Annotated in this window: 22 protein-coding genes; 9 read left to right on the top strand and 13 right to left on the bottom strand. The window is 65.2% G+C overall.

Annotated elements, in window-relative coordinates; genetic code table 11:
- Positions 1 to 114: 114 nt before the first annotated feature.
- A complete protein-coding gene (locus G9408_RS10085; RefSeq protein ID WP_210423309.1) occupies positions 115 to 2,466 on the top strand; it encodes a TonB-dependent receptor plug domain-containing protein in 2,352 nt (783 codons plus the stop codon).
- Positions 2,467 to 2,687: 221 nt separating this feature from the next.
- Here the strand turns inward: G9408_RS10085 and G9408_RS10080 are convergent, their stop codons facing one another.
- The 7 genes from G9408_RS10080 to G9408_RS10050 form a co-directional block, all read right to left on the bottom strand.
- Complete coding sequence (locus tag G9408_RS10080; protein WP_235957671.1) at positions 2,688 to 4,466, bottom strand: heparinase II/III family protein; 1,779 nt, start codon at positions 4,464 to 4,466, stop codon at positions 2,688 to 2,690.
- 3 nt (positions 4,467 to 4,469) lie between these two features.
- Positions 4,470 to 5,144 carry a ribulose-phosphate 3-epimerase gene (rpe, locus tag G9408_RS10075; RefSeq protein WP_168453869.1) on the bottom strand — a complete coding sequence of 225 codons (675 nt, stop codon included), beginning with the start codon at positions 5,142 to 5,144 and terminating at the stop codon, positions 4,470 to 4,472.
- 319 nt (positions 5,145 to 5,463) lie between these two features.
- A complete protein-coding gene (locus G9408_RS10070) occupies positions 5,464 to 5,706 on the bottom strand; it encodes a hypothetical protein (protein WP_168453868.1) in 243 nt (80 codons plus the stop codon).
- Positions 5,703 to 5,912 (bottom strand): toxin-antitoxin system HicB family antitoxin, encoded by a 210-nt coding sequence (locus tag G9408_RS10065; RefSeq protein ID WP_168453867.1) that lies wholly within the window; start codon positions 5,910 to 5,912, stop codon positions 5,703 to 5,705. Before G9408_RS10065 ends, G9408_RS10070 begins: the two co-directional genes overlap by 4 nt.
- Before the next feature lie 20 nt (positions 5,913 to 5,932).
- On the bottom strand, positions 5,933 to 6,835 hold the full coding sequence (locus tag G9408_RS10060; RefSeq protein ID WP_168453866.1) for an SPFH domain-containing protein: 903 nt from the start codon (positions 6,833 to 6,835) through the stop codon (positions 5,933 to 5,935).
- Positions 6,836 to 7,114: 279 nt separating this feature from the next.
- Positions 7,115 to 9,316 carry a M3 family metallopeptidase gene (locus G9408_RS10055; RefSeq protein ID WP_168453865.1) on the bottom strand — a complete coding sequence of 734 codons (2,202 nt, stop codon included), beginning with the start codon at positions 9,314 to 9,316 and terminating at the stop codon, positions 7,115 to 7,117.
- 145 nt (positions 9,317 to 9,461) lie between these two features.
- The gene (locus tag G9408_RS10050; RefSeq protein ID WP_168453864.1) at positions 9,462 to 10,331 is read right to left on the bottom strand and encodes an SMP-30/gluconolactonase/LRE family protein; all 870 of its coding nucleotides are present in this window, start codon (positions 10,329 to 10,331) and stop codon (positions 9,462 to 9,464) included.
- A 292-nt stretch (positions 10,332 to 10,623) separates the two neighbouring features.
- On the opposite strand from G9408_RS10050, the gene G9408_RS10045 reads away from it, so the two are divergent.
- The 4 genes from G9408_RS10045 to G9408_RS10030 all read left to right on the top strand — a co-directional run bounded on the left by G9408_RS10045 (position 10,624) and on the right by G9408_RS10030 (position 14,438).
- Positions 10,624 to 11,778, top strand: a complete 1,155-nt coding sequence (locus tag G9408_RS10045; RefSeq protein WP_168453863.1) for an acyl-CoA dehydrogenase family protein — start codon at positions 10,624 to 10,626, stop codon at positions 11,776 to 11,778.
- Between the two features lie 113 nt (positions 11,779 to 11,891).
- On the top strand, positions 11,892 to 13,061 hold the full coding sequence (locus G9408_RS10040; protein ID WP_137870352.1) for an acetyl-CoA C-acetyltransferase: 1,170 nt from the start codon (positions 11,892 to 11,894) through the stop codon (positions 13,059 to 13,061).
- Positions 13,062 to 13,216: 155 nt separating this feature from the next.
- On the top strand, positions 13,217 to 13,999 hold the full coding sequence (locus G9408_RS10035; RefSeq protein ID WP_168453862.1) for an SDR family NAD(P)-dependent oxidoreductase: 783 nt from the start codon (positions 13,217 to 13,219) through the stop codon (positions 13,997 to 13,999).
- Between the two features lies 1 nt (position 14,000).
- The gene (locus G9408_RS10030; protein ID WP_168453861.1) at positions 14,001 to 14,438 is read left to right on the top strand and encodes an acyl-CoA thioesterase; all 438 of its coding nucleotides are present in this window, start codon (positions 14,001 to 14,003) and stop codon (positions 14,436 to 14,438) included.
- Positions 14,439 to 14,538: 100 nt separating this feature from the next.
- On the opposite strand, the gene gmk is transcribed toward G9408_RS10030, so the two are convergent.
- Complete coding sequence (gene gmk / locus G9408_RS10025; RefSeq protein ID WP_168453860.1) at positions 14,539 to 15,201, bottom strand: guanylate kinase; 663 nt, start codon at positions 15,199 to 15,201, stop codon at positions 14,539 to 14,541.
- Positions 15,202 to 15,246: 45 nt separating this feature from the next.
- Here gmk and G9408_RS10020 point away from each other — a divergent pair, with 45 nt between their 5' ends.
- A complete protein-coding gene (locus G9408_RS10020) occupies positions 15,247 to 15,810 on the top strand; it encodes a DUF2585 domain-containing protein (RefSeq protein WP_168453859.1) in 564 nt (187 codons plus the stop codon).
- Here the strand turns inward: G9408_RS10020 and G9408_RS10015 are convergent.
- From G9408_RS10015 to G9408_RS09995, 5 genes are all read right to left on the bottom strand, one after another.
- Complete coding sequence (locus tag G9408_RS10015) at positions 15,785 to 17,353, bottom strand: serine hydrolase domain-containing protein (RefSeq protein WP_168453858.1); 1,569 nt, start codon at positions 17,351 to 17,353, stop codon at positions 15,785 to 15,787. The genes G9408_RS10020 and G9408_RS10015 overlap by 26 nt on opposite strands.
- 76 nt (positions 17,354 to 17,429) lie before the next feature.
- On the bottom strand, positions 17,430 to 17,795 hold the full coding sequence (locus G9408_RS10010; RefSeq protein ID WP_235957669.1) for a hypothetical protein: 366 nt from the start codon (positions 17,793 to 17,795) through the stop codon (positions 17,430 to 17,432).
- A 22-nt stretch (positions 17,796 to 17,817) separates the two neighbouring features.
- Positions 17,818 to 19,230: a class II fumarate hydratase gene (gene fumC, locus G9408_RS10005; protein ID WP_168453856.1), complete on the bottom strand. Its 1,413-nt coding sequence runs from the start codon at positions 19,228 to 19,230 to the stop codon at positions 17,818 to 17,820.
- Positions 19,227 to 19,538, bottom strand: coding sequence for a hypothetical protein (locus G9408_RS10000; protein ID WP_168453855.1), 312 nt, complete (start codon positions 19,536 to 19,538; stop codon positions 19,227 to 19,229). Before G9408_RS10000 ends, fumC begins: the two co-directional genes overlap by 4 nt.
- A 268-nt stretch (positions 19,539 to 19,806) precedes the next feature.
- A complete protein-coding gene (locus tag G9408_RS09995) occupies positions 19,807 to 20,289 on the bottom strand; it encodes an SspB family protein (protein ID WP_168453854.1) in 483 nt (160 codons plus the stop codon).
- 87 nt (positions 20,290 to 20,376) lie between these two features.
- Between G9408_RS09995 and hisB the strand changes: the two genes are divergently transcribed.
- From hisB to hisA, 3 genes are all read left to right on the top strand, one after another.
- Positions 20,377 to 20,964: an imidazoleglycerol-phosphate dehydratase HisB gene (gene hisB / locus G9408_RS09990; protein WP_168453853.1), complete on the top strand. Its 588-nt coding sequence runs from the start codon at positions 20,377 to 20,379 to the stop codon at positions 20,962 to 20,964.
- Positions 20,965 to 21,118: 154 nt separating this feature from the next.
- Entirely contained in the window at positions 21,119 to 21,724 is a 606-nt protein-coding gene (hisH, locus tag G9408_RS09985; RefSeq protein ID WP_168453852.1) for an imidazole glycerol phosphate synthase subunit HisH, read from the top strand.
- Positions 21,712 to 22,443, top strand: coding sequence for a 1-(5-phosphoribosyl)-5-[(5-phosphoribosylamino)methylideneamino]imidazole-4-carboxamide isomerase (gene hisA, locus G9408_RS09980; protein WP_168453851.1), 732 nt, complete (start codon positions 21,712 to 21,714; stop codon positions 22,441 to 22,443). Before hisH ends, hisA begins: the two co-directional genes overlap by 13 nt.
- The last annotated feature ends 111 nt before the right edge of the window (positions 22,444 to 22,554 follow it).

Raw genomic sequence — 22,554 nt, 5'->3', positions numbered from 1 at the left:
TCAATCCCACAATATTTCCGTCACTTAACTGTCATGCAAACGTCATGATGCTCGTCGCAAACTGTCACAGGACCACCCTAGAGGCCCGGCAACCACAAAGGGGGCTCGACCAACATGATTCGTATTTTCAGCCTGAATTCCGCCGCAGCGCTTGCGCTCGCAACCGCCATGATCGCTGCGCCCGCCGCCGCGCAGGACGCGCAGGATATGGCGCCGATCCAGAATGCCGACGGCACGATCACCACGTCGCAGGAAATCGTCGTCTTGGGCAGCATCGGGTACCGCAACCGCAGCGAGAATCAGGCCGAACCCGTGCTGTCCTATGACAGCGAATTTTTCCAGCGGTTCGAACCGCTGACCGCGGGCGACGCGCTGAAGCGCGTGCCGTCGGTGACCTTCCTGTCCGACGTGATCGAAAGCGACGGGGCGCGGCTGCGCGGCCTGCCGCCGGGCTACACCCAGATATTGATCAACGGCGAAAAAGTGCCGGGATCGAACGCCGACCGCAGCTTTTTCCTCGATCGCATCCCCGCCGAGCTGATCGACCGGGTCGAAATCGTCCGTTCGTCGTCGGCGCGCCGCACCGGCGATGCGGTCGCGGGGACGCTCAACATCAAGCTGCGCGACGGTTATGAACTCGACGGCGGCTATCTGCGCGCCGGCGGGCTCTATTATGACGACAAGGAGCTCGAACCCAGCGTCGGCGGCGTGTTCGGCGGTGCGCTCGGGCCGGGACGCTTCCTGATCGGCGCCAATTTCCAGGGGCGGCACAACCCCAAGAAGAAATTCTCGCTGCGCTACGACGACTCGCCCGAGAATAATCCGAACTTCGCGGTCGACGACTTCAACAACCGCGAAGACCAGGTCGACACGCGCGACGGCAAGGATTATTCGTTCAACGCGACCTACGACATCAAGGGCGATACGACCGATTTCTCGCTGAACGGCTTTTACGTCCACACCGATCGTACCGAAACCGAGCGCAGCTTTGAATATAATCACCCGACCGACATCAACGGTCCGATCCGCGCGACGCCGCCGGGCAATCTGACCGTCGACAATGCCAATGTCGCGACGATCAACCAGGACAATTACAGCGTCAACGGCAAGCTGGCGCACCGCTGGTCGGCGGGCGAAACGAGCCTGAAGGTCGGTTACGCCTATTTCGACGAAGATCGGTTCGAAACCGAATATGAGGTCGAATTCGACCGCGCGCTGCCGCGCTTTACCGGCGACCAGACGCTGACCGGCATCACCGACAAGGAATTTTCGGTGCGGCTGGAACATGAAATTGCTTTGGGCGAAGGGGCCAAGCTGCTCGTCGGCGGCCTGTGGCAGGACAAGGATCGCGCGACCGCGATCACCGAAGCGCCGCGCGATCGTTACAATCTGACCGCCGCCAACCGGCAGGGTTATGATCAGTTCGCCCGCAACCCGACCGAGTTCGTCCGCCCGTTCGGCGCTTTTGTCCCGGCGGTTGGCGGCATCAACATGATCGAGGAAAAGCGGCTCGACGGTTTCGTTCTGATCGAGGGCGACATGCCCGGCGTGAAGTGGGAGGCGGGCGTTCGTTACGAAACCACCGACCTCACGATCGTCGATCTGACTCCGCCCGCGACGCGCATCGACAATGATTACGAAAAGCTGCTTCCATCGGCATCGGTCAAGATCGACGTCGGCGCCCGCGGCCGCGTCACCGCATCGATCGCGCGCACCAGCCGCCGTCCCGAATTCAACTTCATTTCACCGGCGCGGCTCGATGCCGAGCTCGGCGACAATGACCTGCTCGGCAATCCCTTGCTCGATCCCGAAACCGCATGGGGCGCCGACCTGGGCTTCGAACAGCGCCTTGGCCGCGCCGGCATTGCCGGGATCAACGTCTTTTATCGCAAGGTGAACGACCTCATCGAGCTGACCAACACCGGCGTCACCGGGTCGGAAGGTGCGGGCACCTTCGTATACCAGCCGCAGAATATCGGCGATGGCAAGGTGTGGGGGATCGAATTCGACCTGTCGACCGACCTTGGCTTCGTCGGGCTGCCCGACACCGGCATATTCGGCAACATCTCGTGGCTCGACAGCAAGATCGTCGATGAATTCGGCAAGCGTCGCTTCAACGGCCAGAGCGAATATGTCTATAATTTCGGGATGATCCAGGACATCCCGTCGGTTGGCGCGGCGTTCGGCGCCACCTATCGCAAACAGGGCGGGGCGTTCGACCGCACCGTGGGTGAAGAGGTCTTCACCAGCTATGGCGCCGACCTCGAAATCTTCGTCGAAAAGCGCTTTGGCAAAAGCTTCACGATCCGCGCGGTGGGATCGAACCTGCTCAACGGCGCCAAGCGCGAGCGGTTCAACAAGTTCACCACGATCGAGGATCAGAACGATCGCAGTTTCGACGAATATGAACTCGAAAGCGAAAAGGCCGGGCCGGTATTCCAGCTGATGGCACGCTACGCTTTCTAACGCTTCGGTGACCGGCGCTCAGTCCCTGGGGCGCCGGTTGCTGGACCTCGACGGGTGGAGCGTCCGGTTTGGGGTGGATTTCAGACGTCTCCCATTTCCGTTCGTGTCGAGCGAAGTCGAGACACGCCGACCGCTCACGCCAAGCCACGCGTATCTCGACTTCGCTCGATACGAACGGGGACTGGATTGAGCGGCTGATTTCGGTCGAAACCCGTCGCACTTCACCCAATATGCTTGAAAATCCACCCGATGCTGACGCCGCCCGCGGGCGCGGTGCCGGTCACGACCAGCTGTTCGGTCGGGTGCGGGCGGCCTTCGCCATCGACCCACAGGCTTTGCTCGACGTCGAGCGCGCCCTCGGAAGTGCGGAATTGCCACAGCGGGCCGCCGTTGATCCGCAGCAGCGCCCCCAATTTGTCGGCGGTCAGGCTGGCCGAGATATTGCGGCCAAGGTGAAAGCGCAGCGCGAATCCCTTGTCGCCCTTGCGCCGGGTGCGCGGGGCGGGGAGCAGCATGTCCTCGCCGCGCAGCTCGCGGCCGTTCGGCGACAGGATCAGCAGGCGGCGGTGGATCAGCCCGTGGCGCCGCGCATAGCCGTCGTGGCTCATCTCGACGCGGCTGCCTTGCGGCGTCTCGCGCCGGTCGAGTTCGACCTCGGTCACCCCCTTGCCGAGCGTGCCATTTGACAGGATCGCGGTCGAATTGGTGTCGGCCAGGATCAGGGTCGAATGCGCCGCCGTGGTGCGCAGGCCTCGCGCCAGATCGGCCGGAATCGTCGCGCCGGTCAGCGCTGCGCCGCCGCAATTGACGACGATGCGTTCGTCGCCATCGCTGAGTTCGAACGCCAGCGTCGATGCGCAGCCCGCCTCCGTGACGCGCGCGATCGGCGGCGGCGCTGCATCGGCGAGCAGCACGACCTTGTTGGCGACCAGCCGCTGATAGCCCCAGTCACGCGCCTGTTTGAGCGGCCGGGTGCGCACCCCGCTCGCGGCGACGATCGCCTGCACATGCGCGGCCGACGTCGCGCCGCTGCCCTGCCAGCTGCCCATGCCGCCGTCGCTGTGGAGCAGCCCGAGCAGCGCCGGGACCGCGCGCGCCAGCACTTCCTGGATGAACGGCGGCACCTCCATCCGGCGCATGTCATAAACCTTGGCGAGCATTGCCAGCGCCATCACCGCGTCGAGCTGTGCCTGCGGTGAGCGCGAGATATTGCCGCCATCGGCGTAGAAGCTCGTCTCGAGCACCTTGCGCAGCCCAGCCTCACCGAACACCTGCCGCGGCTCGCCGCCGGGCATCAGCAGCGATGCGGCGACGATCCCGACCCACGCAACCATCTGCCCCGTACCCGGGCGCGTCTTGTCGGCGACGCGGTCGAGGTGCCGCGCCGCGCGGGCGAGGTGGTTGAGTACCGCGGAACGATAGACCAGATCGCTCGACGACAGGATCAGCGGCGCATGGCACGCCCAGAACAGGATGCGCCACGCGGTGTTGTCGGCCTTCCATGCCGGTTCGCTGACCGTCTCGCCATGCGTGCCCAGCCAGTGGCGGACGACCGCCTCGGCGATCGGCACCCCGTCGGCGCGCGTGCCGGTGGCGGCGAGATCGCGCAGCCACGCAAAGCTGTGCAGATAATCGGCAAAGGTCGGCGCAACGTCGAGCGCGGCAAAATCAAGTTCGCCCAGCGGCAGCTTCAGCCCGCGGTGCAGGAAGTGGCCGGCGCGGATCGCCGTCCCGGCGCGGGTGTCGCCCGGGACCGGGTCGACCGGCACGCCCAGCAGTTTGAGCGGAAAGCGGCCCTTCAGGCGAAAGGCGTGCAAGGGCGTGCGCCAGGTCAGCCGGGTGATCGCATTGGCGACGCGGTCGCCGAGCGACAGCCCCTTGTCGGCGGGCAGGCGGATTAGCCGCTTGCCGGGCTCGATCGAATCGTCGATCGGCGGCGCGTCGTCAGCCAGATCAAGCGGCGGGTCGGCAGGGGCCGAATTTAACGGTCTCCCCTCCATCGTTCAGCCCTCGCCGCGCAGCCGCCGGATGTTGCCCGCATAGGCATCGGGGCCGCCCTTGAAGGTCGCGGTGCCCGCGACCAGCACGTCGGCGCCAGCCGCGATCGCCAGCGGTGCGGTGCCCGCGTCGATCCCGCCATCGACCTCCAGCCGGATGTCGCGGCCGCTCTTGTCGATCATCTTGCGCACCGCCTCGATCTTGCGCAGCTGGCTGGAAATAAAGCTTTGCCCGCCAAAGCCCGGATTGACGCTCATCACCAGCACCAGGTCGATATCGTCGATCAGATAGTCGAGCATCTTGGCCGGGGTTGCCGGGTTCAGCGACACCCCCGCCTGTTTGCCCAGCGATTTGATGTGCTGGATACTGCGGTGAATGTGCGGCCCCGCCTCGGGGTGGACCGTGATGATGTCGGCGCCCGCCGCGGCAAAGGCGTCGAGGAAATGATCGACCGGGCTGATCATCAGATGGACGTCGAAGGGCAGGGTCGAATGGGGGCGCAGCGCCTTCACCACCGCCGGGCCGATCGTCAGATTCGGGACAAAATGGCCGTCCATGACATCGATATGAACCCAGTCGGCGCCCGCCGCCTCGATCGCGCGCACTTCCTGCCCCAGCGCGGCGAAATCGGCACTCAGGATCGACGGGGCGATGCGGACGGGGGCGGGCGTACTAGTCATGACCATCGGCCTTAACCATCAACCCCTTGGGGGGCAAGCGGGGTCGCGGCGCTAGCGGTGGAAAAGCTTGTTGGGGCGTCAGCGATCCTCCCCCAACGGGGGAGGGGGACCACCCGAAGGGTGGTGGAGGGGCACAGGCGGTTTACGTCGCTCTAGACTTGGTGAGCGATATTTGCCGGCAATCTAACGGCGGAGCACTGCTTCGGCGTCAAGGCAAACCGACGGTGCCCCTCCACCAGCTTCGCTGGTCCCCCTCCCCGTTCCGGGGAGGATTTGACATCCGCTCCCTACCCCCAAGCCGCCATCGCTCCGGCCAAACTCACCGCCAGCGCCAGCCGCCTTCGGTCCTGGCGCGATAAATCGGCATCGGCGCCAGCCCCGCGAGGATGACCGCGATGGTCATCGCCACAGGTCGGCCCTGTAGCGCGACCGCGACCCCCGTGATCAACGCAATGTGCAGCGCCAGTAAAAACCAGCCCTGCCAGACGATCGGCATCCCGGTGCCATAGCCGCGGCGTTTGGCGCGGAACCACGGCCCTTCGCGCAGGAACATATGCATCATGATCCGCTCTCCTCCTTCGGCGGTCGCCCGCGTTTGGCAGGCGCAGCGGCCCGGGGCGTCACCCCGCGCCGCGCCAGCGCCTCGCGCAGCAGCACCTCGATCTCGGCATTGGCGCTGCGCAGCTCGTCCGCCGCCAGCCGCTCGATCGCCGCGTAAAGCGCGGGATCGAGGCGGAGGGCAAAGGCTTTTTTGGCGGACGCGGGCATCGACTAAAGCACCGGCAGGCTCAGTAGAGCGATCCGGCGTTCACCACCGGCTGGGTGTCGCGTTCGCCGCACAGCACGACCATCAGGTTCGACACCATCACCGCCTTGCGCTCGTCGTCCAGGTCGACAACCTGCTTTTCGGACAATTGGGTCAGCGCCATCTCGACCATCGTCACCGCGCCCTCGACCAGTTTCTTGCGCGCCGCGATCACCGCTTCCGCTTGCTGGCGGCGCAGCATCGCGCCGGCGATTTCCTGAGCGTAGGCGAGGTGGGTCAGGCCGCATTCATCGACGGTAATCCCGGCGACTTCCAGCCGCTCGATCAGCGCCTTGCGCAGCTCGACCCCAACCTCGTCATGGTTGCCGCGCAGCGTGATTTCCTGATGTTCGATGTCGTCATAGGGATAGCGCGAGCCGATCGAGCGCACCGCGGCCTCGATCTGCGCCATCACGAACTCCTTGTAATCGTCGACGTCGAACAGCGCCTGCGCGGTGTCGGTGACGCGCCACACGACCTGCGCCGCCATCTCGATCGGGTTGCCGCGCAGGTCGTTGACCTTGATCTTGTCCGAGATGACGTTGTTCGCGCGCACCGCAATCTTCTTGCGCGTCAGCCACGGCAGCACCCAGCGCAGCCCTTCCTCGCGGTCGGTGCCCTTATAGGCGCCGAACAGCTGGATCGCCGCGGCTTCGTTTGGGTTGATCAGGTAAAAGCCGCACAGGATCAGGAAACCGACGACCGCGGACACCGCCACGATCACCCATTTCCACGCGACCTGAAATTCGGCGGTCGCATTGCTGATCCCCGCCCACAGGGCAAGGCCGAGCAACAGCACCCAGACCAGCAGCATCAGATAACCGCTCTGCGTCAGCGCGCGCGTCTCGCGGCTGCGGTTCAGCGCCGGTGTCCCTCCTTCAACCATCTTACCCTCCGATTCGATATAAAGATGATATCATATTTATATCGTTTTGGGCGATGGTCAACGGGATTCGGATGGGGAGGGCGAAGCTAAACCGTCGCCCCCGCGCAGGCGGGGGCCGCTAGCTGCCCAATTCTGCGCGGCCGCGTAAACCGAAAGCGGCCCCCGCCTGCGCGGGGGCGACGTCTTACTTCGGTCGCTTCCCGCCATTCGTCACCCCTGTGCGCCAGACAAACAAAGGGGGCCATAAAGACCCCCTTTGCCTCCCCGGTTTTGTCCAGATCAGTCGGTCGGAAAACCGCGCTTTTTCAGCAGCGCCGATACGTCGGGATCGCGGCCGCGGAAGGCGCGGTACGCTTCGGCGCGGTCGGTTTCGTTGCCGGTCATCAGCAATATCGTGCGGAACTTGTCGGCCACGGTGCGGTCCCACGGGCCGCCCGCTTCGGTGAACGCCGCCCAGGTGTCGGCGTCCATCGTTTCCGACCAGAGGTAGCTGTAATAGCCCGCCGAATAGGCATCGCTCGAAAACAGATGGCCGAATTGCGGCAGGCGGTGGCGCATGACGATTTCGCGCGGCATCCCCATCGCGGCCAGTGTTTCGCGTTCGAACTTGTCGACGTCGGTCGGCGGTACCTTGCGATCGTGCAGCTTCATGTCGACGATCGCGCTTGCCAGATATTCGACGGTTTCAAAGCCCTGGTTGAACTTGCCCGACGCCTCGATCTTGTCGAGCAACGCCTGCGGCATCGGCGCCCCCGTCTTATAGTGCGTCGCGAATTTCGACAGCACTTCGGGGGTCATCAGCCAATTTTCGTTCACCTGGCTTGGATATTCGACAAAGTCGCGCGGCACCCCGGCGAGCGCGGGATAGTTGATGTCGTACAGCAGGAAATGGATGCCATGGCCGAATTCGTGGAACAGCGTCGCCGCGTCGTCGAGGCTGATCAGCGTCGGTTCGCCCTTTGCGGCTTCGGTGAAATTATTATTGTTCGACGCCAGCACGTTGCGCGCGCCGCCCAGCTTTTGCTGGCTGCGATAGGTCGTCATCCACGCGCCCGACCGTTTGCCGTCGCGCGCGAAATTGTCGAGGTAGAAGACGCCGATATTCTTGCCTGACTTGAGGTTGTACACCTCGAACGTCCGCACCTTGGGGTCGAACACCGGGATCGTGCCGGTATTTTCGCGGAAGCCCATGTCATAGAGCTGCCCCGCCGACCAGAACATGCCGTCGACCAGCTTGTCGAGCTGGAGATAGGGTTTCACCTCGCTTTCATCGAGGTCGTATTTCGCCTTGCGGACCTTTTCCGAATAGAAGCGATAATCCCAGGGTTCGATGGTGATCTTCGGTCCCTTGCCAGCCTTGGCGTCGGCGTCGGCGATCGCCTGCATGTCGGCGACCTCTTCCTTCACCCGCGCCACCGCGGCGGGCCATACCTTCATCATCAGCCCCATCGCATTTTCGGGGGTCTTGGCCATCGTGTCGGCCATCCGGTAATGGGCGTGGGTCGGGAAACCGAGCAGCTCGGCGCGCTGCTGGCGGAGCGCCAGGATTTCGGCGATCGTGGCGTTGGTGTCGTTGGCATCGCCGTTGTCGCCGCGGCTCACGAACGCCTTATAGACTTTTTCGCGCAGCGCACGGTTGGTGGCATTTTGCAGCACCGGCTGCGCCGACGACCGCGTGTTCTTGATCGCCCACTGACCGGGCTTGCCATTGGCCTCGGCGGCGGCGGCAAGCGAGGCGATAAAGCCTGCGTCGAGCCCGGCGAGGTCGGCCTTGTCGGTGACAAAGGTGTACAGCTTCTCGTCGCCCAGCAGCTTCGACGAAAAGGCCGAGAACAGGCTTTCCAGCTTGGAATTGATCGCGACCAGCTTGCCCTTGTCGGCCGCCGACAGATTGGCGCCGTCGCGAACCATCTCGTCATAGGCGCGCTCGACGATGCGGATCTGCTGAGCATTGAGCCCGCTCGTCTGGCGCGCGTCGTACACGGCCTTGTAGCGGGCGAACAGCTTGGGATCGAGGAACAGCTCGGTGTAGAAAGTGGTGAGCTTGGGGCTCCATTCGGCGTCGATATCCTCGACGCGGTCGTTCGACTTGTTCGACGTCTGCACGCCCCACAGCGCCGACACGCGCTCCATCGTCTCTCCCGCCAGCATCATCGGGACGTGGGTGTTCTCGAACGTCGGCGCTGCCGGATTGTCGATCACCGCCTGCACCTCGGCCTTCACCTCGGCCATCGCCCTGGTGAAGGCGTCGGGGAACAGTTCGGGGTCCATCTTGTCCCACGGCGGCACCCCTTCATAGGGGCCGGTCCATTCCGCCAGCATCGGGTTGGCGCTGACGCTGGTCGGGGCGGGCGCCGGGGCGGCGACGGGTTCGGCGGATGCGGTCATCGGTCGGTCCATATTGGTGCAACCCGCGAGCAGCGCGCTGGATGCGAGCAACAGCGATAGCGGGCGGCGGAAAGGAAGCGCGTGGCGCGGCATAGGTGAATCTCCCCGGGGAAACGGTTTCGGCGGAAACCATGTTGCGGACGTCTTAACCTTATGTGACGACGATGTGCAAGGTTGGCGGGCGGGGGCTGGTCGCACGTTTGCCTCGGCATTCGCTCACCGTAGCCCCCCCCGATCATCACCCCCCAAACAGCGGCGGCACCAACCCCGGCACCGCGACCCGAAACGCAAACACCCCGCCCGCATGCGGCTGGCCCAAGCGCTCCTCGTCGGACAAATTCTTGCCCGCGCTGGTGACAAAGGCGGTCTGCATGTCCGCGCCGCCGAACGCGATCATCGTCGGGCGCTGGACCGGCAGCTCGACGGTCTGGAGCAATTCGCCCGCGGGCGACAGGCGGACGACGCGCCACCCGTCCCACAGCGCCGACCAGTAACAGCCTTCGGCATCGACCGCCGCGCCGTCGGGGCGGCCATTGCCAAGCGGGAACTGGTGCAAGGTCCGGCCCTCGCCGAGCATGCCGCTCGCGGGGTCGACGTCAAAGGCACGGATCGCATGGGTCGGCGTGTCGGCATGATAGAATATGCGACCGTCGGGACTGAACGCCGCGCCGTTGCTGGTGGTCAGGCCGCCAAAGATTTCGGTCAGCGATCCGTCGGGAGCGAGCCGGTAAAGCGTCGCGGTCGGATGCGCCTTGTCGCTGGTCAGGCTGCCGACCCACAACCGCCCTGCGGCATCGACACAGCCATCGTTGAAACGCTGCTCGGGCTTGTCGGCCAGCGCCGCCGGACCAAAGGGGCGCGGCGCCGTACCCCACGCGTCGATCAGCGCACAGCCATCCTCCAGCGCCGCGACCAGCCCGCCGCCCGCGCGCAGGGCGACGCAGCCGACCTGCTGGTCCAGCGGCATCATTTCGTCGGTCCGGGTTGCAGGGTCAGTGCGGTGGATCGTCCGCCCCTCGATGTCGACCCAGTACAGACGCTGTTCGGCCACGCTCCAGCGCGGCGATTCGCCGAGCAGCGCGCCGGCATCGAGGAGGAGTTCGACCATGGTCGATGTCGTAGCGCGGCGAGGGGGCGCTGCCCAGCGGCTGCAAACCTATTCGTTGCCTTCGCCGCCTAAGCAATGTCGTCGCCCCCGCGAAGGCGGGGGCCGCTATCGGTTTACGCGGCGCTGCCGGATAAGGCCTCCAGCGGCCCCCGCCTTCGCGGGGGCGACGAATGAGTTTCCTGCCGTAACGTCTTTCTACTTGACGTGCACGTAAACGTAAGGTCTTTTGGTGACCGAAAAGTTGCGGCCGACTCCCCGCTTGCGTTCGGCCGCCGCAAGGGAAAGGAAAGCCATGTCGCTCGATACGCTGTCGCGCTCTGCCTACACCGACGACCATGAGGCGTTTCGCGCCACCGTCCGCCAGTTCCTGGAAAAGGAAGTCGCGCCCAACGCCGCGCAATGGGCCGAGGACGGGATCGTTCCCAAATCGATCTGGCCGAAAGCGGGCGAGCTTGGGATGCTCTGCCCGACGGTGCCCGAGGAATATGGCGGGCTGGGCCTCGACTTCGGCTATAACGCGATCGTCGATGAAGAAAGCGCCTATTATGGCCGCGCCACCACCGGCTTCTCGCTCCAGTCGGACATCGTCACCAATTATATCGTCAAATATGGCAGCGAAGAGCAGAAGCGGCACTGGCTGCCCAAGATGGTTGCGGGTGAAGTGATCACCGCCATCGCGATGACGGAACCCGGCACCGGCAGCGACCTGCAGGGGATGCGGACGACGGCGAAAAAGGATGGCAATCATTATGTCATCAACGGGTCGAAAACCTATATCACCAACGGCCAGAACGCCGACCTGATCCTGGTCTGCGTCAAGACCGACACCGAAGTGCAACCGGCGTGGAAGGGCGTCTCGATCGTCCTCGTCGAGGCCGACCGCGAAGGCTATCAGCGCGGCCGCAACCTCGACAAGATCGGGCAGGACGAGGCCGATACGTCGGAAATGTTCTTCAACGACGTCCGCGTCCCGATCACCAACTGCCTCGGCGAAGAGGGGCAGGGGTTCATCTATCTGATGAGCGAGCTGCCGCAGGAGCGCCTGTCGATCGCGGTCAGCGCGCAGGCCTCGGCGCAGCGCGCCTTCGACGACACCGTCGAATTCACCCGCGAGCGCAAGGCGTTCGGCAAGCCGATCCTCGATTTCCAGAACAGTCGCTTCGTCCTCGCCGATCTGAAGGCAAAATTGCAGGTCGGCTGGGCGCACCTCGACTGGGCGCTGGCGCGGCACCTGAAAAAGGAACTGACCCCGGAGGAAGGCGCCGCGGCGAAGCTGTGGCACACTGACCTGCAGTGGGAGGTCATGGACAAATGCCTCCAGCTGCACGGCGGCGCGGGCTATATGAACGAATATCCGATCGCCCGCGCGTGGCGCGCCGCGCGCGTGACGCGGATCTTCGGCGGCACGAACGAGATTATGAAGGAACTGATCGGGCGCAAGCTGTAAGCCCGTCGCCCCCGCGCAGGCGGGGGCCGCTGGCTGTCTAACTGGGCGTCACTTGACGCCTCCAACGGCCCCCGCCTTCGCGGGGGCGACGACATTCGGAAAGGAACTCTCCAATGGCCACAGCCTATATTGTCGACGCCGTCCGCACCGCTGGCGGCAAGCGCGGCGGCAAGCTCGCCGGCGTCCACCCCGTCGATCTTGGCGCCGCGGTATTCGACGCGATCGCCGACCGTAACGATTTCGACACGTCGAAGATCGACGATGTCATCACCGGCTGCGTCAGCCAAGGCGGCCAGCAGACGATGGACGTCGGCCGCAACGCCGTGCTCGCCTCGAAGCTTCCCGACTCGATCCCCGCGGTCACCATCGACCGCCAGTGCGGATCGTCGCAGCAGGCGATCCAGTTCGCCGCGCAGGCGGTGATGTCGGGGACGCAGGACATCGTGCTTGCCAGCGGCATCGAAAGCATGACGCGCGTGCCGATGGGCAGCGTCGCGACGCTGTTCATGAAGGAAGGGCTCGGCCACTATAAATCGGAGCGGCTCGAGGAAAAATACCCCGGCATCATGTTCAGCCAGTTCATGGGCGCCGAAATGATCGTCAAGAAGCACGGCCTGACCAAGGCCGACCTCGACGCCTATGCGCTCGAAAGCCATCGCCGCGGCGCCGCCGCAACCGAAGCGGGCCATTTCAAGCGCGAAATCGTCGGGGTCGAGATCGACACCCCCGAAGGCCGCGAAATGCACCTCGTCGACGAGGGCATCCGCTTCGATGCGACGCTCGAGGGTATCGCGGGCGTCAAGCTGCTGCAGGAAGGCGGCGCGATCACCGCCGCGTCGGCCAGCCAGATCTGCGACGGCGCGAGCGCCGCGCTGGTCGTGTCCGAACAGGCGCTGAAGGATCATGGCCTGACCCCGCGCGCGCGCATCCATCACGTCTCGGTGACCGCGGGCGACCCGGTGATCATGCTCGAAGAGCCGCTGTTCGCGACCGAGCGCGCGCTCAAGAAAGCGGGCATGTCGATTGGCGACATCGACGCCTATGAAGTCAACGAGGCGTTCGCGCCGGTGCCGCTCGCGTGGCTTAAATATCTTGGCGCCGATCCGGCGCGGATCAACCAGCACGGCGGCGCGATCGCGCTCGGCCACCCGCTCGGCGCCAGCGGTACCAAGCTGATGGCGACGCTGCTCGGCGTGCTCGATGCCACCGGCGGCAAATATGGTCTCCAGACGATGTGCGAAGGCGGCGGTCAGGCCAACGTCACGATCATCGAACGGCTTTAAACACTTCAAACCCCTCCCCTTCAGGGGAGGGGCAGCGAGACTTGCCAGCTTGCTGGCTAGTCGCAGCGGGGTGGGGTCCATCGGCCTTGCTCTACGCCGCGAAACCCCACCCCAACCCCTCCCCTGAAGGGGAGGGGCTTTAAGGAGAGCCTCTCATGAAACTCGATTCCACCGTATCCGCCGTCGTCACCGGCGGCGCCTCGGGCCTCGGCGCCGCGACCGCGCGCCTGCTCGCGTCAAAGGGCGTCAAGGTCGCGATCTTCGACCTGCAGGAAGAAAAGGGCAAAGCCCTCGCCGAAGAGCTCGGCGGCGTGTTCTGCGAATGCAATGTCACCGACGACGCATCGGTCGACGCCGCCTTCGCCAAATCGCGCGAAGCGATCGGGCAGGAGCGCATCCTCGTCAATTGCGCCGGCACCGGCAACGCGATCAAGACCGCGAGCCGCTCGAAGGAAGACGGCAGCATCAAGCATTTTCCGCTCGATGCGTTCAACTGGATCATCCAGATCAACCTCGTCGGCACCTTCCGCTGCATCGCCAAATCGGCGGCGGGCATGATGACGCTTGACCCGATGGAAGACGGCGAGCGCGGCGCGATCGTCAACACCGCGTCGGTCGCTGCGGAAGACGGCCAGATCGGCCAGGCGGCCTATTCGGCGTCGAAGGGCGGCGTCGTCGGCATGACCCTCCCCATCGCGCGCGACCTCGGCAACGAAAATATCCGCGTCAACACGATCCTGCCCGGCATCTTCGACACCCCGCTGCTCGCCGGCGCGCCGCAGAATGTCCGCGACGCATTGGGCGCCTCGGTGCTCAACCCGAAGCGCCTCGGCAACCCCGCCGAATATGCCAATCTCGCGCTTTGCATGATCGAGAACGGCTATTTCAACGGCGAGGACGTGCGCCTCGACGGCGGCATCCGTATGGGCCCGCGCTGATATGGCGAAACCGGAGAGCTGGCGGCTGAACCCCGCCAGCTACCCCGTCTGCACCGAATTCCAGACGCGTTTTCAGGACATGGACATCAACGGCCACCTCAACAATGTGGCCTTTGCCGCCTTGTTCGAAAGCGGCCGCGTGCTTCTGAACCGCGAGGTGCGCCCGCTCGGCGAGCGCCCCGCCAACGAACGCACGATGGTCGCGGCGGTCGAGATCAACTATCTGGCCGAGGGCAATTTTCCCGATCCGGTCGAGATCGCGACCGGCATTGGCCGCCTCGGCACCTCGAGCTGGACGATCGTCCAGGCGATGTTCCAGAATGGCCGCTGCATCGCGACCTGCGACACCGTGGTCGTATGCCGCACCGACGGTCAGGCCAAACCGCTGCGCGCGGCGATGGTGGCGGAACTCGAGGCGAAGCTGGCGCAGCCCGCTTGAGCGTCGCCCCCGCGAAGGCGGGGGGCGCTGAAGGTTTACGCAGCGACGAAGGACAAGGCCGGTAGCGGCCCCCGCCTGCGCGGGGGCGACGACCCACTATCTACAGCTTCTTGTCCGCATCCGGCACCGACCGGATCAGGTCGCGCGCAAAACCGATCAGCCCGATCTGGCGCCGCCGCTTCAGCCGCTCGGCGCGCAGGATCGCGCGGACCTCGTCGAAACAGCCGTCGACATTCTCGTTGATCAGCACATAATCATAGCCGTCCCAATGGCTGATCTCGTTCGCCGCCCGCTCCATCCGTGCCGTGATCACCGCGTCGCTGTCGGTGCCGCGCGATCGCAGCCGCCGCTCGAGTTCTTCCATCGTCGGCGGCAGCACAAAAACGCGCACGACGTCGGGGCCAGCCTCCTGATAGAGCTGCTGCGCGCCCTGCCAGTCGATGTCGAACAGCACATCCTTGCCCGCGGCCAGCAATTCCTCGACCGGCGCGCGCGGCGTGCCGTAACGGTGGCCGAACACATGCGCCCATTCGAGAAATTCGCCGTCGGCGGCCATCTTCTTGAACGTCTCGGTATCGACGAAATGATAATGCACCCCGTCGACCTCGCCGGGCCGCGGCGGGCGGGTGGTGGCAGAGATCGACAGCGCGATGTCGCTGTCGGCATCGAGCATCATGCGCGAGATGGTGGTCTTGCCCGCGCCCGACGGCGAGGAGAGGACGAACAACACGCCGCGGCGGTTCAGATGGACGCTATCAGCCATGCGCGCTATTCGCGCGGGTAGCGGCGGCGGTCAAGGGGGAGCGATATGGCGGGGATTTCACGAACGGGCTGGATTATCGCCGCGGGCCTGCTCGCGGTCTTCACCGCGATCCTGTTCGCGATGGGCCGCCCGCCGATCTGCCCGTGCGGCACGATCAGCCTGTGGCACGGCGTCGTGCAATCCGATCAGAACAGCCAGCAGATTTCGGACTGGTACAGCTTCAGCCACATCATTCACGGCTTCATCTTCTACGGCCTCGGTCGCTGGCTGCTGCCGCGCCAGCCGCTCTGGATCCTGCTCGCGCTGGCGATCGGGATCGAGGCCGCATGGGAAATCCTCGAAAACTCGCCGATCATCATCGACCGCTACCGCGAGGTGACGATGGCATTCGGCTACAGCGGCGACTCCATCCTCAATTCGGTCAGCGACGCGCTGTTCATGATCGCGGGCTTCCTCGCCGCCAGCCGGATGCGCTGGTGGGTCACGCTGATCATCGCGGTCGCCTTCGAGCTCTTCACCCTGTGGACGATCCGCGACAATCTGACCCTCAACGTCCTCATGCTCGTCTCTCCGGTCGAGGCGATCAAGGAATGGCAGGCGGGCGCTTAGCCGATCCACCGCTGTCGATGCACGGATCGAACCGGCTGCCGAACGCCTCGATCGCGGTCGCCACGCCGCTCGCGACGACAAAGCGAAGTTCCTCGCCTTGGCCGGGGATCAGTTCGGCGCGGATCGTGTCGGGCGCCTCGCCGGGTTCGGCGGCCGCATGCAGGCGGCCCATCGTCAGGTCGAGCCGCGCGCCCTGCGGCGTGACGCCGATCGTACCATAATCGGCGTTGCAATAATCGCCGGCATAAGCGGCGGCGGGTAAGGTGAGCGTCGAAGCACGCGCGGCGCGTTCGGCGCGCTGCGCCGCGACCTTTTCGACCTGCCGCGCCCATTGTCCGGCGAGGGTTTCGATTTGCTCCGCCGCTTTGGCCTCGGCGTGCGCGGCGCCGTGGAGGTACCAGTCATAGGTGTAGAGCGCGGCGAGGTCGACGATCCGAAACCCCGCGCCCTCGTCATTGGTCGCCGCTGCAACCCCCAGCCCCGCAGCGGGCAGCACCGACACATGCGCGCGCGCACCGACGAACGAGCCAAAGGCGTGGTACAGCGTCTGCTCCGCATAAGGCCCGGCGTACCAGCCGAGCCCATAGCCGGTCCGGCGAAACGGCCCGAAAGCGCCATCAAGCGCCGCCACCGGCGCCCGCGCCGTCGTTGCCGCTTGCGCCAATTCTCCCCTGTCCTGAAGTTGGAGCGTCAGCCAGCGCGCCATGTCGCTGGCGCTCGCATACATGCCGCCGGCGGCATGCATCGTGCGATCGTCCTTGACCAGATACAGGCGCTCGCCGCCGCGATAGGGTGCCGCAACGGGCGCTCCGCGGCGCTCGGCGAGCCCTTCGGTCAGGGTTTCGGTCATCGCCAGCGGCGCGAGCAGTTCGTCCTGCACGATGTCCTGCCACCGCCGCCCGATGCGCCGCTCGACCAGCAGCGCGGCGATATTGTACCCGATATTGCCATAGCGGAAGCTGCCCGGCGGGGTGTCGGGATCGGGCCTGATCTGCGCCAGCAAGCGGAGCAGCGTCGCGTCATCATATTCGCCGCTATAGGCGAGCCGGAACGCCATCGCGTCGCCCGCAAGGCCGTGGCGATGCGCCAGCAGGTCGCGCAAGCTGATCTTGTCAGCGGGAACGTCGGGGGCGAAGGCGATATCGGGCGCCAGCTCGCGCATCGTCCAGTCGAGGTCGATCGTCCCGCGCGCATCAAGCAGCGCCAAGGCGGTGCCGACGAAGCTTTTGGTCGACGACGCGATATAGAATGGCGTGTCGGGCGTTGCGGCAATGCCCGCTTCGACATCGGCGCGCCCCTTTGCGTTGACGAACACGGGCACGCCGCGATGGACGATCGCGACCGATATCGCGGGCATCGACGGAAAGCGCGCCATCGCCCGATCCAGAAAACGCTCGAAATCGGCGGCAAACGCCTGATCTTCTGCCGACGGGGCGGCGGTGGCCAACGGCGGATCGGCGTCTGGCGCTTGTGCGTTCGCCGAACCCGCGCTGCCGACGGCGACGCTCGCCAGCATCGCCAAAACCCATCGATTCCGTATCATTTGCCACCCCGTTCCGCCTGTGTATTATCTATGCAATACAGCTCGTAGCGGCGATGACAAGGTACCGGTTCACCCGTCAGTGGATGGCGGTCGGCCGCTCATCGTCGATCGGAATCGCGGGCGGCAATGCGTCACCCATCGTCTGGCCATCGGGCGCCGGACCCGCGGTACCGGCATAGCTGTCGACCACGCCCGCCTGCGCCAGCTGCGGATCGGCGGCGTGCGCCTTTTCCGCGGCCTGCCGCGCTTCGGCGCGCTCGGCCCATTTCTTGGTGAGGTATCCCGCGGCAACCGTCGCTGCGAGCGCGGCATAGCGTTGCGGGAACAATCGCCGCGCCGCGAACAGCGCGCCCGCGCCGATCACGGCGCCCGCGACCGGGTGATTGCCTTTTTGCCTGCCGATGGCGCTGCCCAGCACGCCGCCTACGATCCTGCCGATCATGCCCATATCTCCTTCTCCCCTCTCAATCCGCGGACAGGGGGTTGGGTTCCGGCCCCAGCATCGTTCGCGGATCGACCAGCCGGTCGAACGTCGCGGCATCGACATAGCCGAGGTCGAGGGCGGCCTCCTTCAAGGTACCGCCGCTCTCATGCGCGTGCTTCGCGATCTTCGCCGCCTTGTCATAACCGATTTCGGGCGCCAGCGCCGTGACCAGCATCAGCGATCGGCTCATCAGCTCGTCGATGCGCGCCCGATTGGGCTCGATCCCGACAACGCAATGCTCGGTGAAGCCTGCCATGCCGATGGTGAGCAGGTCGATCGATCGCAACACATTGGCGCCGATCAGCGGCTTGAACACATTGAGTTCAAGATGCCCCTGCATACCGCCGACGGTGACCGCCTGATGGTTGCCGATCACTTGGGCTGCGACCATCGTCAGCATCTCGCACTGGGTCGGGTTGACCTTGCCGGGCATAATCGAGCTGCCGGGCTCGTTCGCGGGCAGCTCGAGCTCGCCGAGGCCCGCGCGCGGGCCTGAGCCGAGCAGGCGGATGTCGTTGGCGATCTTGGTCAGTGCGACGGCGAGCGTGCTGAGCGCGCCCGAAAAAAAGACCAGCCCATCGTTCGACGCCAGCGCCTCGAACTTGTTGCGCGCCGGTTCGAACGCGATCCCCGTCGCGCGGCTGAGTTCCGCCGCCATCGCGGCGTCAAAGCCGATGGGTGCATTCAGCCCGGTGCCGACCGCGGTCCCGCCCTGCGCAAGCTTGCAGACATTGTGCGCGAGCGCGCCCTCGATCCGCGCGCGGCACGCGATCAGTTGCGCGACATAGCCTGAAAATTCCTGCCCCAGCGTCAGCGGCGTCGCGTCCTGCAAATGGGTGCGACCGATCTTGACGATGTCGCGCCAGGCGTCGGCCTTGGCGGCCAGCGCGTCGGTCAGTCGGGTCAGCGCGGGTAGCAGCCGCGCGGTCGTCTCCACCGCCACCGCAACATGAATGGCAGTCGGGAAGCTGTCGTTCGACGACTGGCCCATGTTGACATGGTCATTGGGGTGGACGGGCGTCTTGCCGCCGCGCGTGCCCGCCAGCCTTTCGTTGGCGATGCCTGCGATCACCTCATTGGCGTTCATGTTCGACTGGGTGCCGCTGCCCGTCTGCCAGATGGCGAGCGGAAATTGATCGTCATATTGCCCCGCCGCGACCGCATCGCCCGCATCGGCGATTGCGTCGGCCAGCCCGGCATCCAGCCCGTGCGCGCGGTTGACCCGCGCTGCCGCGGCCTTGATCCGGGCGAGCGCATGGACGATCGGCAACGGCATGCGTTCATGGGCGGGGAAAGCGAAATTGTGGCGGCTGCGTTCGGTCTGCGCCCCCCAATAGGCTTCGGCTGGAACCTCGATCGCGCCGATGCTGTCGCTTTCCGTTCGCGTGCTCATCCGACCAGCAACTGCATCACCAGAACGGACCCGCCCCAGATCATCGCGACCAGGCCCAGCATCTTCCAATATCCCGTTTCGCCGACGCGGTGCCGCATCCACGCCGCGATCAGCCAGACGATCACCAGCATCGGGGTCAGGATCAACAGGCTGAAGCGCAGCAATCCATCGGCGATCTGACCGCGCGACGTCGCTTCTTCGAACAGGGTAAAGCCCTCGACGCTCCACCAGAAGGCAGCGGTCAGGACCAGCATTCCCGCAAGCGCCCAATATTGCCAGAACCGGCTGGGGGGCCATCGCGGTGTCATCAGGGCCAGACTCCGCCCGTAACGCCTTCGAGGCGTCGAAATGGCGAAGATATCGGGTTTGGGTGGCCGCAGCGGTTAGTGGTTCTAACCGTCAGGCCACGCAAACTCGAGATCGAAGCCATTTCGTCGTCCCTTCGGGATTTGACCGATTTTGTCCATGGCCGCGTCAGCGAGCCTTGGAATATAATCATATGCCTACGCCTCGCTTCCTCGCCCTGAACAAAATCGCCTCAAACCTCGAAGGCGTTACGGGCGGAGCCTGGCCCCTCTATTTCCTTTTGCCGAAATCCACGGTCACGACGTTCGACCCGTCCTCACTCGCCATGTCGGGGCGGTCGTTGTCGGCTTCGTCATGCGGTTCGGGTGCGCTGATTTCGTCGTCGCTAACCTGGAATTGCAGCCCGAAATCGACCGACGGATCGACGAAGGCGGTGATTGCGGCATAGGGGATCGTCAGGATCGACGGCGTCTGGTTGAATGACAGGCCGACGCTGAAATGATCGGCGGCGACCTTCAAATCCCAAAAGCGGTTCTGCAGCACAATCGTCATTTCGTCGGGAAATTTCGCGATCAGATGCGCCGGAATCGACACCCCGCTCGCCTGCGTCTTGAACGTGATATAGAAATGATGCTCGCCGGGCAGGCTGTCATAACCCTCGATCTGGCGCAGCACGCGGCCGACCACGGCGCGCAGCGCGTCCTGCACGATTTCGTCATAGGGAATCAGGCTGTCGCGAACGTCATCGGTCATGGGGCAGGGGGATGAACGGGCGGAACCGATGGGTCAAGGGGGGAGAGTCGCCTTGCATGGTGAAAAGTGGCTGCTATGGGGCAGTCCATGCGAACCGCCACCGTCCAGCGCACGACCAAGGAAACCGACATCGCCATAACCGTCAATCTTGACGGCACCGGCGATTATGCCGTCTCGACCGGCATCGGGTTCCTCGACCATATGGTCGAACAATTGTCGCGCCACTCGCTGATCGACATCTCGATGCAGGTGAAGGGCGATCTCCACATCGACCAGCATCACACGGTCGAGGACAGCGCGCTCGCGCTCGGCGAGGCGGTCGCCAAGGCGCTCGGCGACAAGCGCGGCATCGCCCGCTATGGCGAGGCGCACGCGCCGATGGATGAAACGCTGACGCGCTGCGTGCTCGACATTTCGGGGCGCCCGCACTGCGTCTATAAATCCAGCTTCTCGCAGCCGCGGCTCGGCGAGATGGACACCGAGATGTTCCCGCACTGGTTCCACAGTTTTGCCCAGGCCGCGGGGATCACGCTGCACATCGAAATGCTGTATGGCGAGAACAACCATCACATCGCCGAAAGCATGTACAAGGCGCTCGCGCGCGCGCTGCGCCAGGCGGTCGAAATCGACCCGCGCAAGGGCGACGCGATCCCCAGCACGAAGGGTGTGCTGTGACACCCCCCCTCCCGCAAGCGGGAGGGGCAGCGAGACTTGCGAACTTGTTCGCTAGTCGCAGCGGGGTGGGCAATGCTTCCGCTGCCCACCCCACTGCGCTAGCGAGCAAGCTGGTAAGCTCCGTTACCCCTCCCGCAAGCGGGAGGGGAATTCAGTGACGATCGCCCTGATCGACTATGGCGCGGGCAATCTTCGCTCGGTGCATAATGCGCTCGTCGCGGCGGGTGCTGCCGATGTGGCGGTGACCGCCGATCCCGATACCGTCGCCAGGGCCGACCGCATCGTGCTGCCGGGCGTTGGCGCGTTTGCTGCCTGCATGAACGGGCTGACCGCAATCCCTGGCCTCGTCGAAGCGATCGACCGCCGCGTCCGGACCGACGGCGCGCCGTTCCTCGGCATCTGTGTGGGCATGCAATTGCTCGCCGACGCGGGCGAGGAGCATGGGCGGCACGCGGGGCTTGGCTGGATCGGCGGTACCGTGCGCGCCTTTGACCCCGCGCCGGGTCTCCGCATCCCGCACATGGGCTGGAACGACGTCGTGCCGGTGGCGCCGCATCCGGTGATCGTGGCGGGCGAGGCCTATTTCCTCCACGGCTATTATTTCGCCGACACCATCGACGTTGCCGCCACCAGCCGCCACGGCGCGACGTTCACCGCCGCGGTGGCAAAGGACAATATCGTCGGCGTCCAATATCATCCCGAAAAAAGCCAGGCCTACGGCCTCGCAACGCTTGAAAGGTTCATCCAGTGGCGGCCCTGACCATTTTTCCCGCGATCGACCTTAAAGGCGGGCAGGTGGTGCGCTTGGCCGAGGGGGATATGGACCGCGCGACCGTCTATGGCGACGATCCGGCGGCGCAGGCTCGGCTGTTCGCCGATGCAGGCGCGACCCACCTCCACGTCGTCGACCTCGACGGCGCCTTTGCAGGCGCCAGCGTCAACGGCGGCGCGGTCGAGCGCATCATCGCGGCTTTCCCGGGCAAGGTGCAGGTCGGCGGCGGCATTCGCGACCGCGCAGGCGTCGACCGCTGGCTCGCGCTCGGCGTCGATCGCGTGATCATCGGCACCGCGGCGCTCAAGGACCCCGAATTTGTCAAGTCGGCCGCTCGCGACCTGCCCGGACGGATTGTCGTCGGGGTTGACGCGCGCGAGGGGATGGTCGCGACCGAGGGCTGGGCCGATGTTTCGGACGTGCGGGTCGAGGATCTTGCGCGGCGATTCGAAGATGCAGGGGTCGCCGCGCTGCTGTTCACCGACGTCGGGCGCGACGGGCTGCTCAAGGGCTGCAATGTCGAGGCGACGGTGGCGCTCGCGCGGTCGGTTGATATTCCCGTGATCGCATCGGGCGGCGTCGCCGACATAAACGACGTCCATGCGCTGCGCCCGCATGTGGCGGACGGGATCGAAGGCGTGATCACCGGCCGCGCGCTGTATGACGGACGGCTGGACTTGGCCGAAGCGATTGCGGTGGGGCGGTGATGAGAAACATCCCCCGTTCCGTTCGTGTCGAGCGTAGTCGAGACACGTCCTGGCTGGGCGCTATCGTTCGGCGTGTCTCGACTTCGCTCGACACGAACGGGGTTGGGAGGC

The organism is Sphingopyxis microcysteis (assembly GCF_012274265.1).
Taxonomy (GTDB): domain Bacteria; phylum Pseudomonadota; class Alphaproteobacteria; order Sphingomonadales; family Sphingomonadaceae; genus Sphingopyxis; species Sphingopyxis microcysteis.
The sequence above is the reverse complement of the archived record's forward strand: the minus strand, read 5'-3'. Positions and strand labels throughout refer to the sequence as shown.

Excerpts from the sequence above, each read along its gene's own strand:
- G9408_RS10085 (WP_210423309.1), top strand. The coding sequence starts at position 115 with ATGATTCGTATTTTCAGCCTGAATTCCGCCGCAGCGCTTGCGCTCGCA.
- G9408_RS10080 (WP_235957671.1), bottom strand. The coding sequence starts at position 4,466 with ATGGAGGGGAGACCGTTAAATTCGGCCCCTGCCGACCCGCCGCTTGAT.
- rpe (WP_168453869.1), bottom strand. The coding sequence starts at position 5,144 with ATGACTAGTACGCCCGCCCCCGTCCGCATCGCCCCGTCGATCCTGAGT.
- G9408_RS10070 (WP_168453868.1), bottom strand. The coding sequence starts at position 5,706 with ATGATGCATATGTTCCTGCGCGAAGGGCCGTGGTTCCGCGCCAAACGC.
- G9408_RS10065 (WP_168453867.1), bottom strand. The coding sequence starts at position 5,912 with ATGCCCGCGTCCGCCAAAAAAGCCTTTGCCCTCCGCCTCGATCCCGCG.
- G9408_RS10060 (WP_168453866.1), bottom strand. The coding sequence starts at position 6,835 with ATGGTTGAAGGAGGGACACCGGCGCTGAACCGCAGCCGCGAGACGCGC.
- G9408_RS10055 (WP_168453865.1), bottom strand. The coding sequence starts at position 9,316 with ATGCCGCGCCACGCGCTTCCTTTCCGCCGCCCGCTATCGCTGTTGCTC.
- G9408_RS10050 (WP_168453864.1), bottom strand. The coding sequence starts at position 10,331 with ATGGTCGAACTCCTCCTCGATGCCGGCGCGCTGCTCGGCGAATCGCCG.
- G9408_RS10045 (WP_168453863.1), top strand. The coding sequence starts at position 10,624 with ATGTCGCTCGATACGCTGTCGCGCTCTGCCTACACCGACGACCATGAG.
- G9408_RS10040 (WP_137870352.1), top strand. The coding sequence starts at position 11,892 with ATGGCCACAGCCTATATTGTCGACGCCGTCCGCACCGCTGGCGGCAAG.
- G9408_RS10035 (WP_168453862.1), top strand. The coding sequence starts at position 13,217 with ATGAAACTCGATTCCACCGTATCCGCCGTCGTCACCGGCGGCGCCTCG.
- G9408_RS10030 (WP_168453861.1), top strand. The coding sequence starts at position 14,001 with ATGGCGAAACCGGAGAGCTGGCGGCTGAACCCCGCCAGCTACCCCGTC.
- gmk (WP_168453860.1), bottom strand. The coding sequence starts at position 15,201 with ATGGCTGATAGCGTCCATCTGAACCGCCGCGGCGTGTTGTTCGTCCTC.
- G9408_RS10020 (WP_168453859.1), top strand. The coding sequence starts at position 15,247 with ATGGCGGGGATTTCACGAACGGGCTGGATTATCGCCGCGGGCCTGCTC.
- G9408_RS10015 (WP_168453858.1), bottom strand. The coding sequence starts at position 17,353 with ATGATACGGAATCGATGGGTTTTGGCGATGCTGGCGAGCGTCGCCGTC.
- G9408_RS10010 (WP_235957669.1), bottom strand. The coding sequence starts at position 17,795 with ATGATCGGCAGGATCGTAGGCGGCGTGCTGGGCAGCGCCATCGGCAGG.
- fumC (WP_168453856.1), bottom strand. The coding sequence starts at position 19,230 with ATGAGCACGCGAACGGAAAGCGACAGCATCGGCGCGATCGAGGTTCCA.
- G9408_RS10000 (WP_168453855.1), bottom strand. The coding sequence starts at position 19,538 with ATGACACCGCGATGGCCCCCCAGCCGGTTCTGGCAATATTGGGCGCTT.
- G9408_RS09995 (WP_168453854.1), bottom strand. The coding sequence starts at position 20,289 with ATGACCGATGACGTTCGCGACAGCCTGATTCCCTATGACGAAATCGTG.
- hisB (WP_168453853.1), top strand. The coding sequence starts at position 20,377 with ATGCGAACCGCCACCGTCCAGCGCACGACCAAGGAAACCGACATCGCC.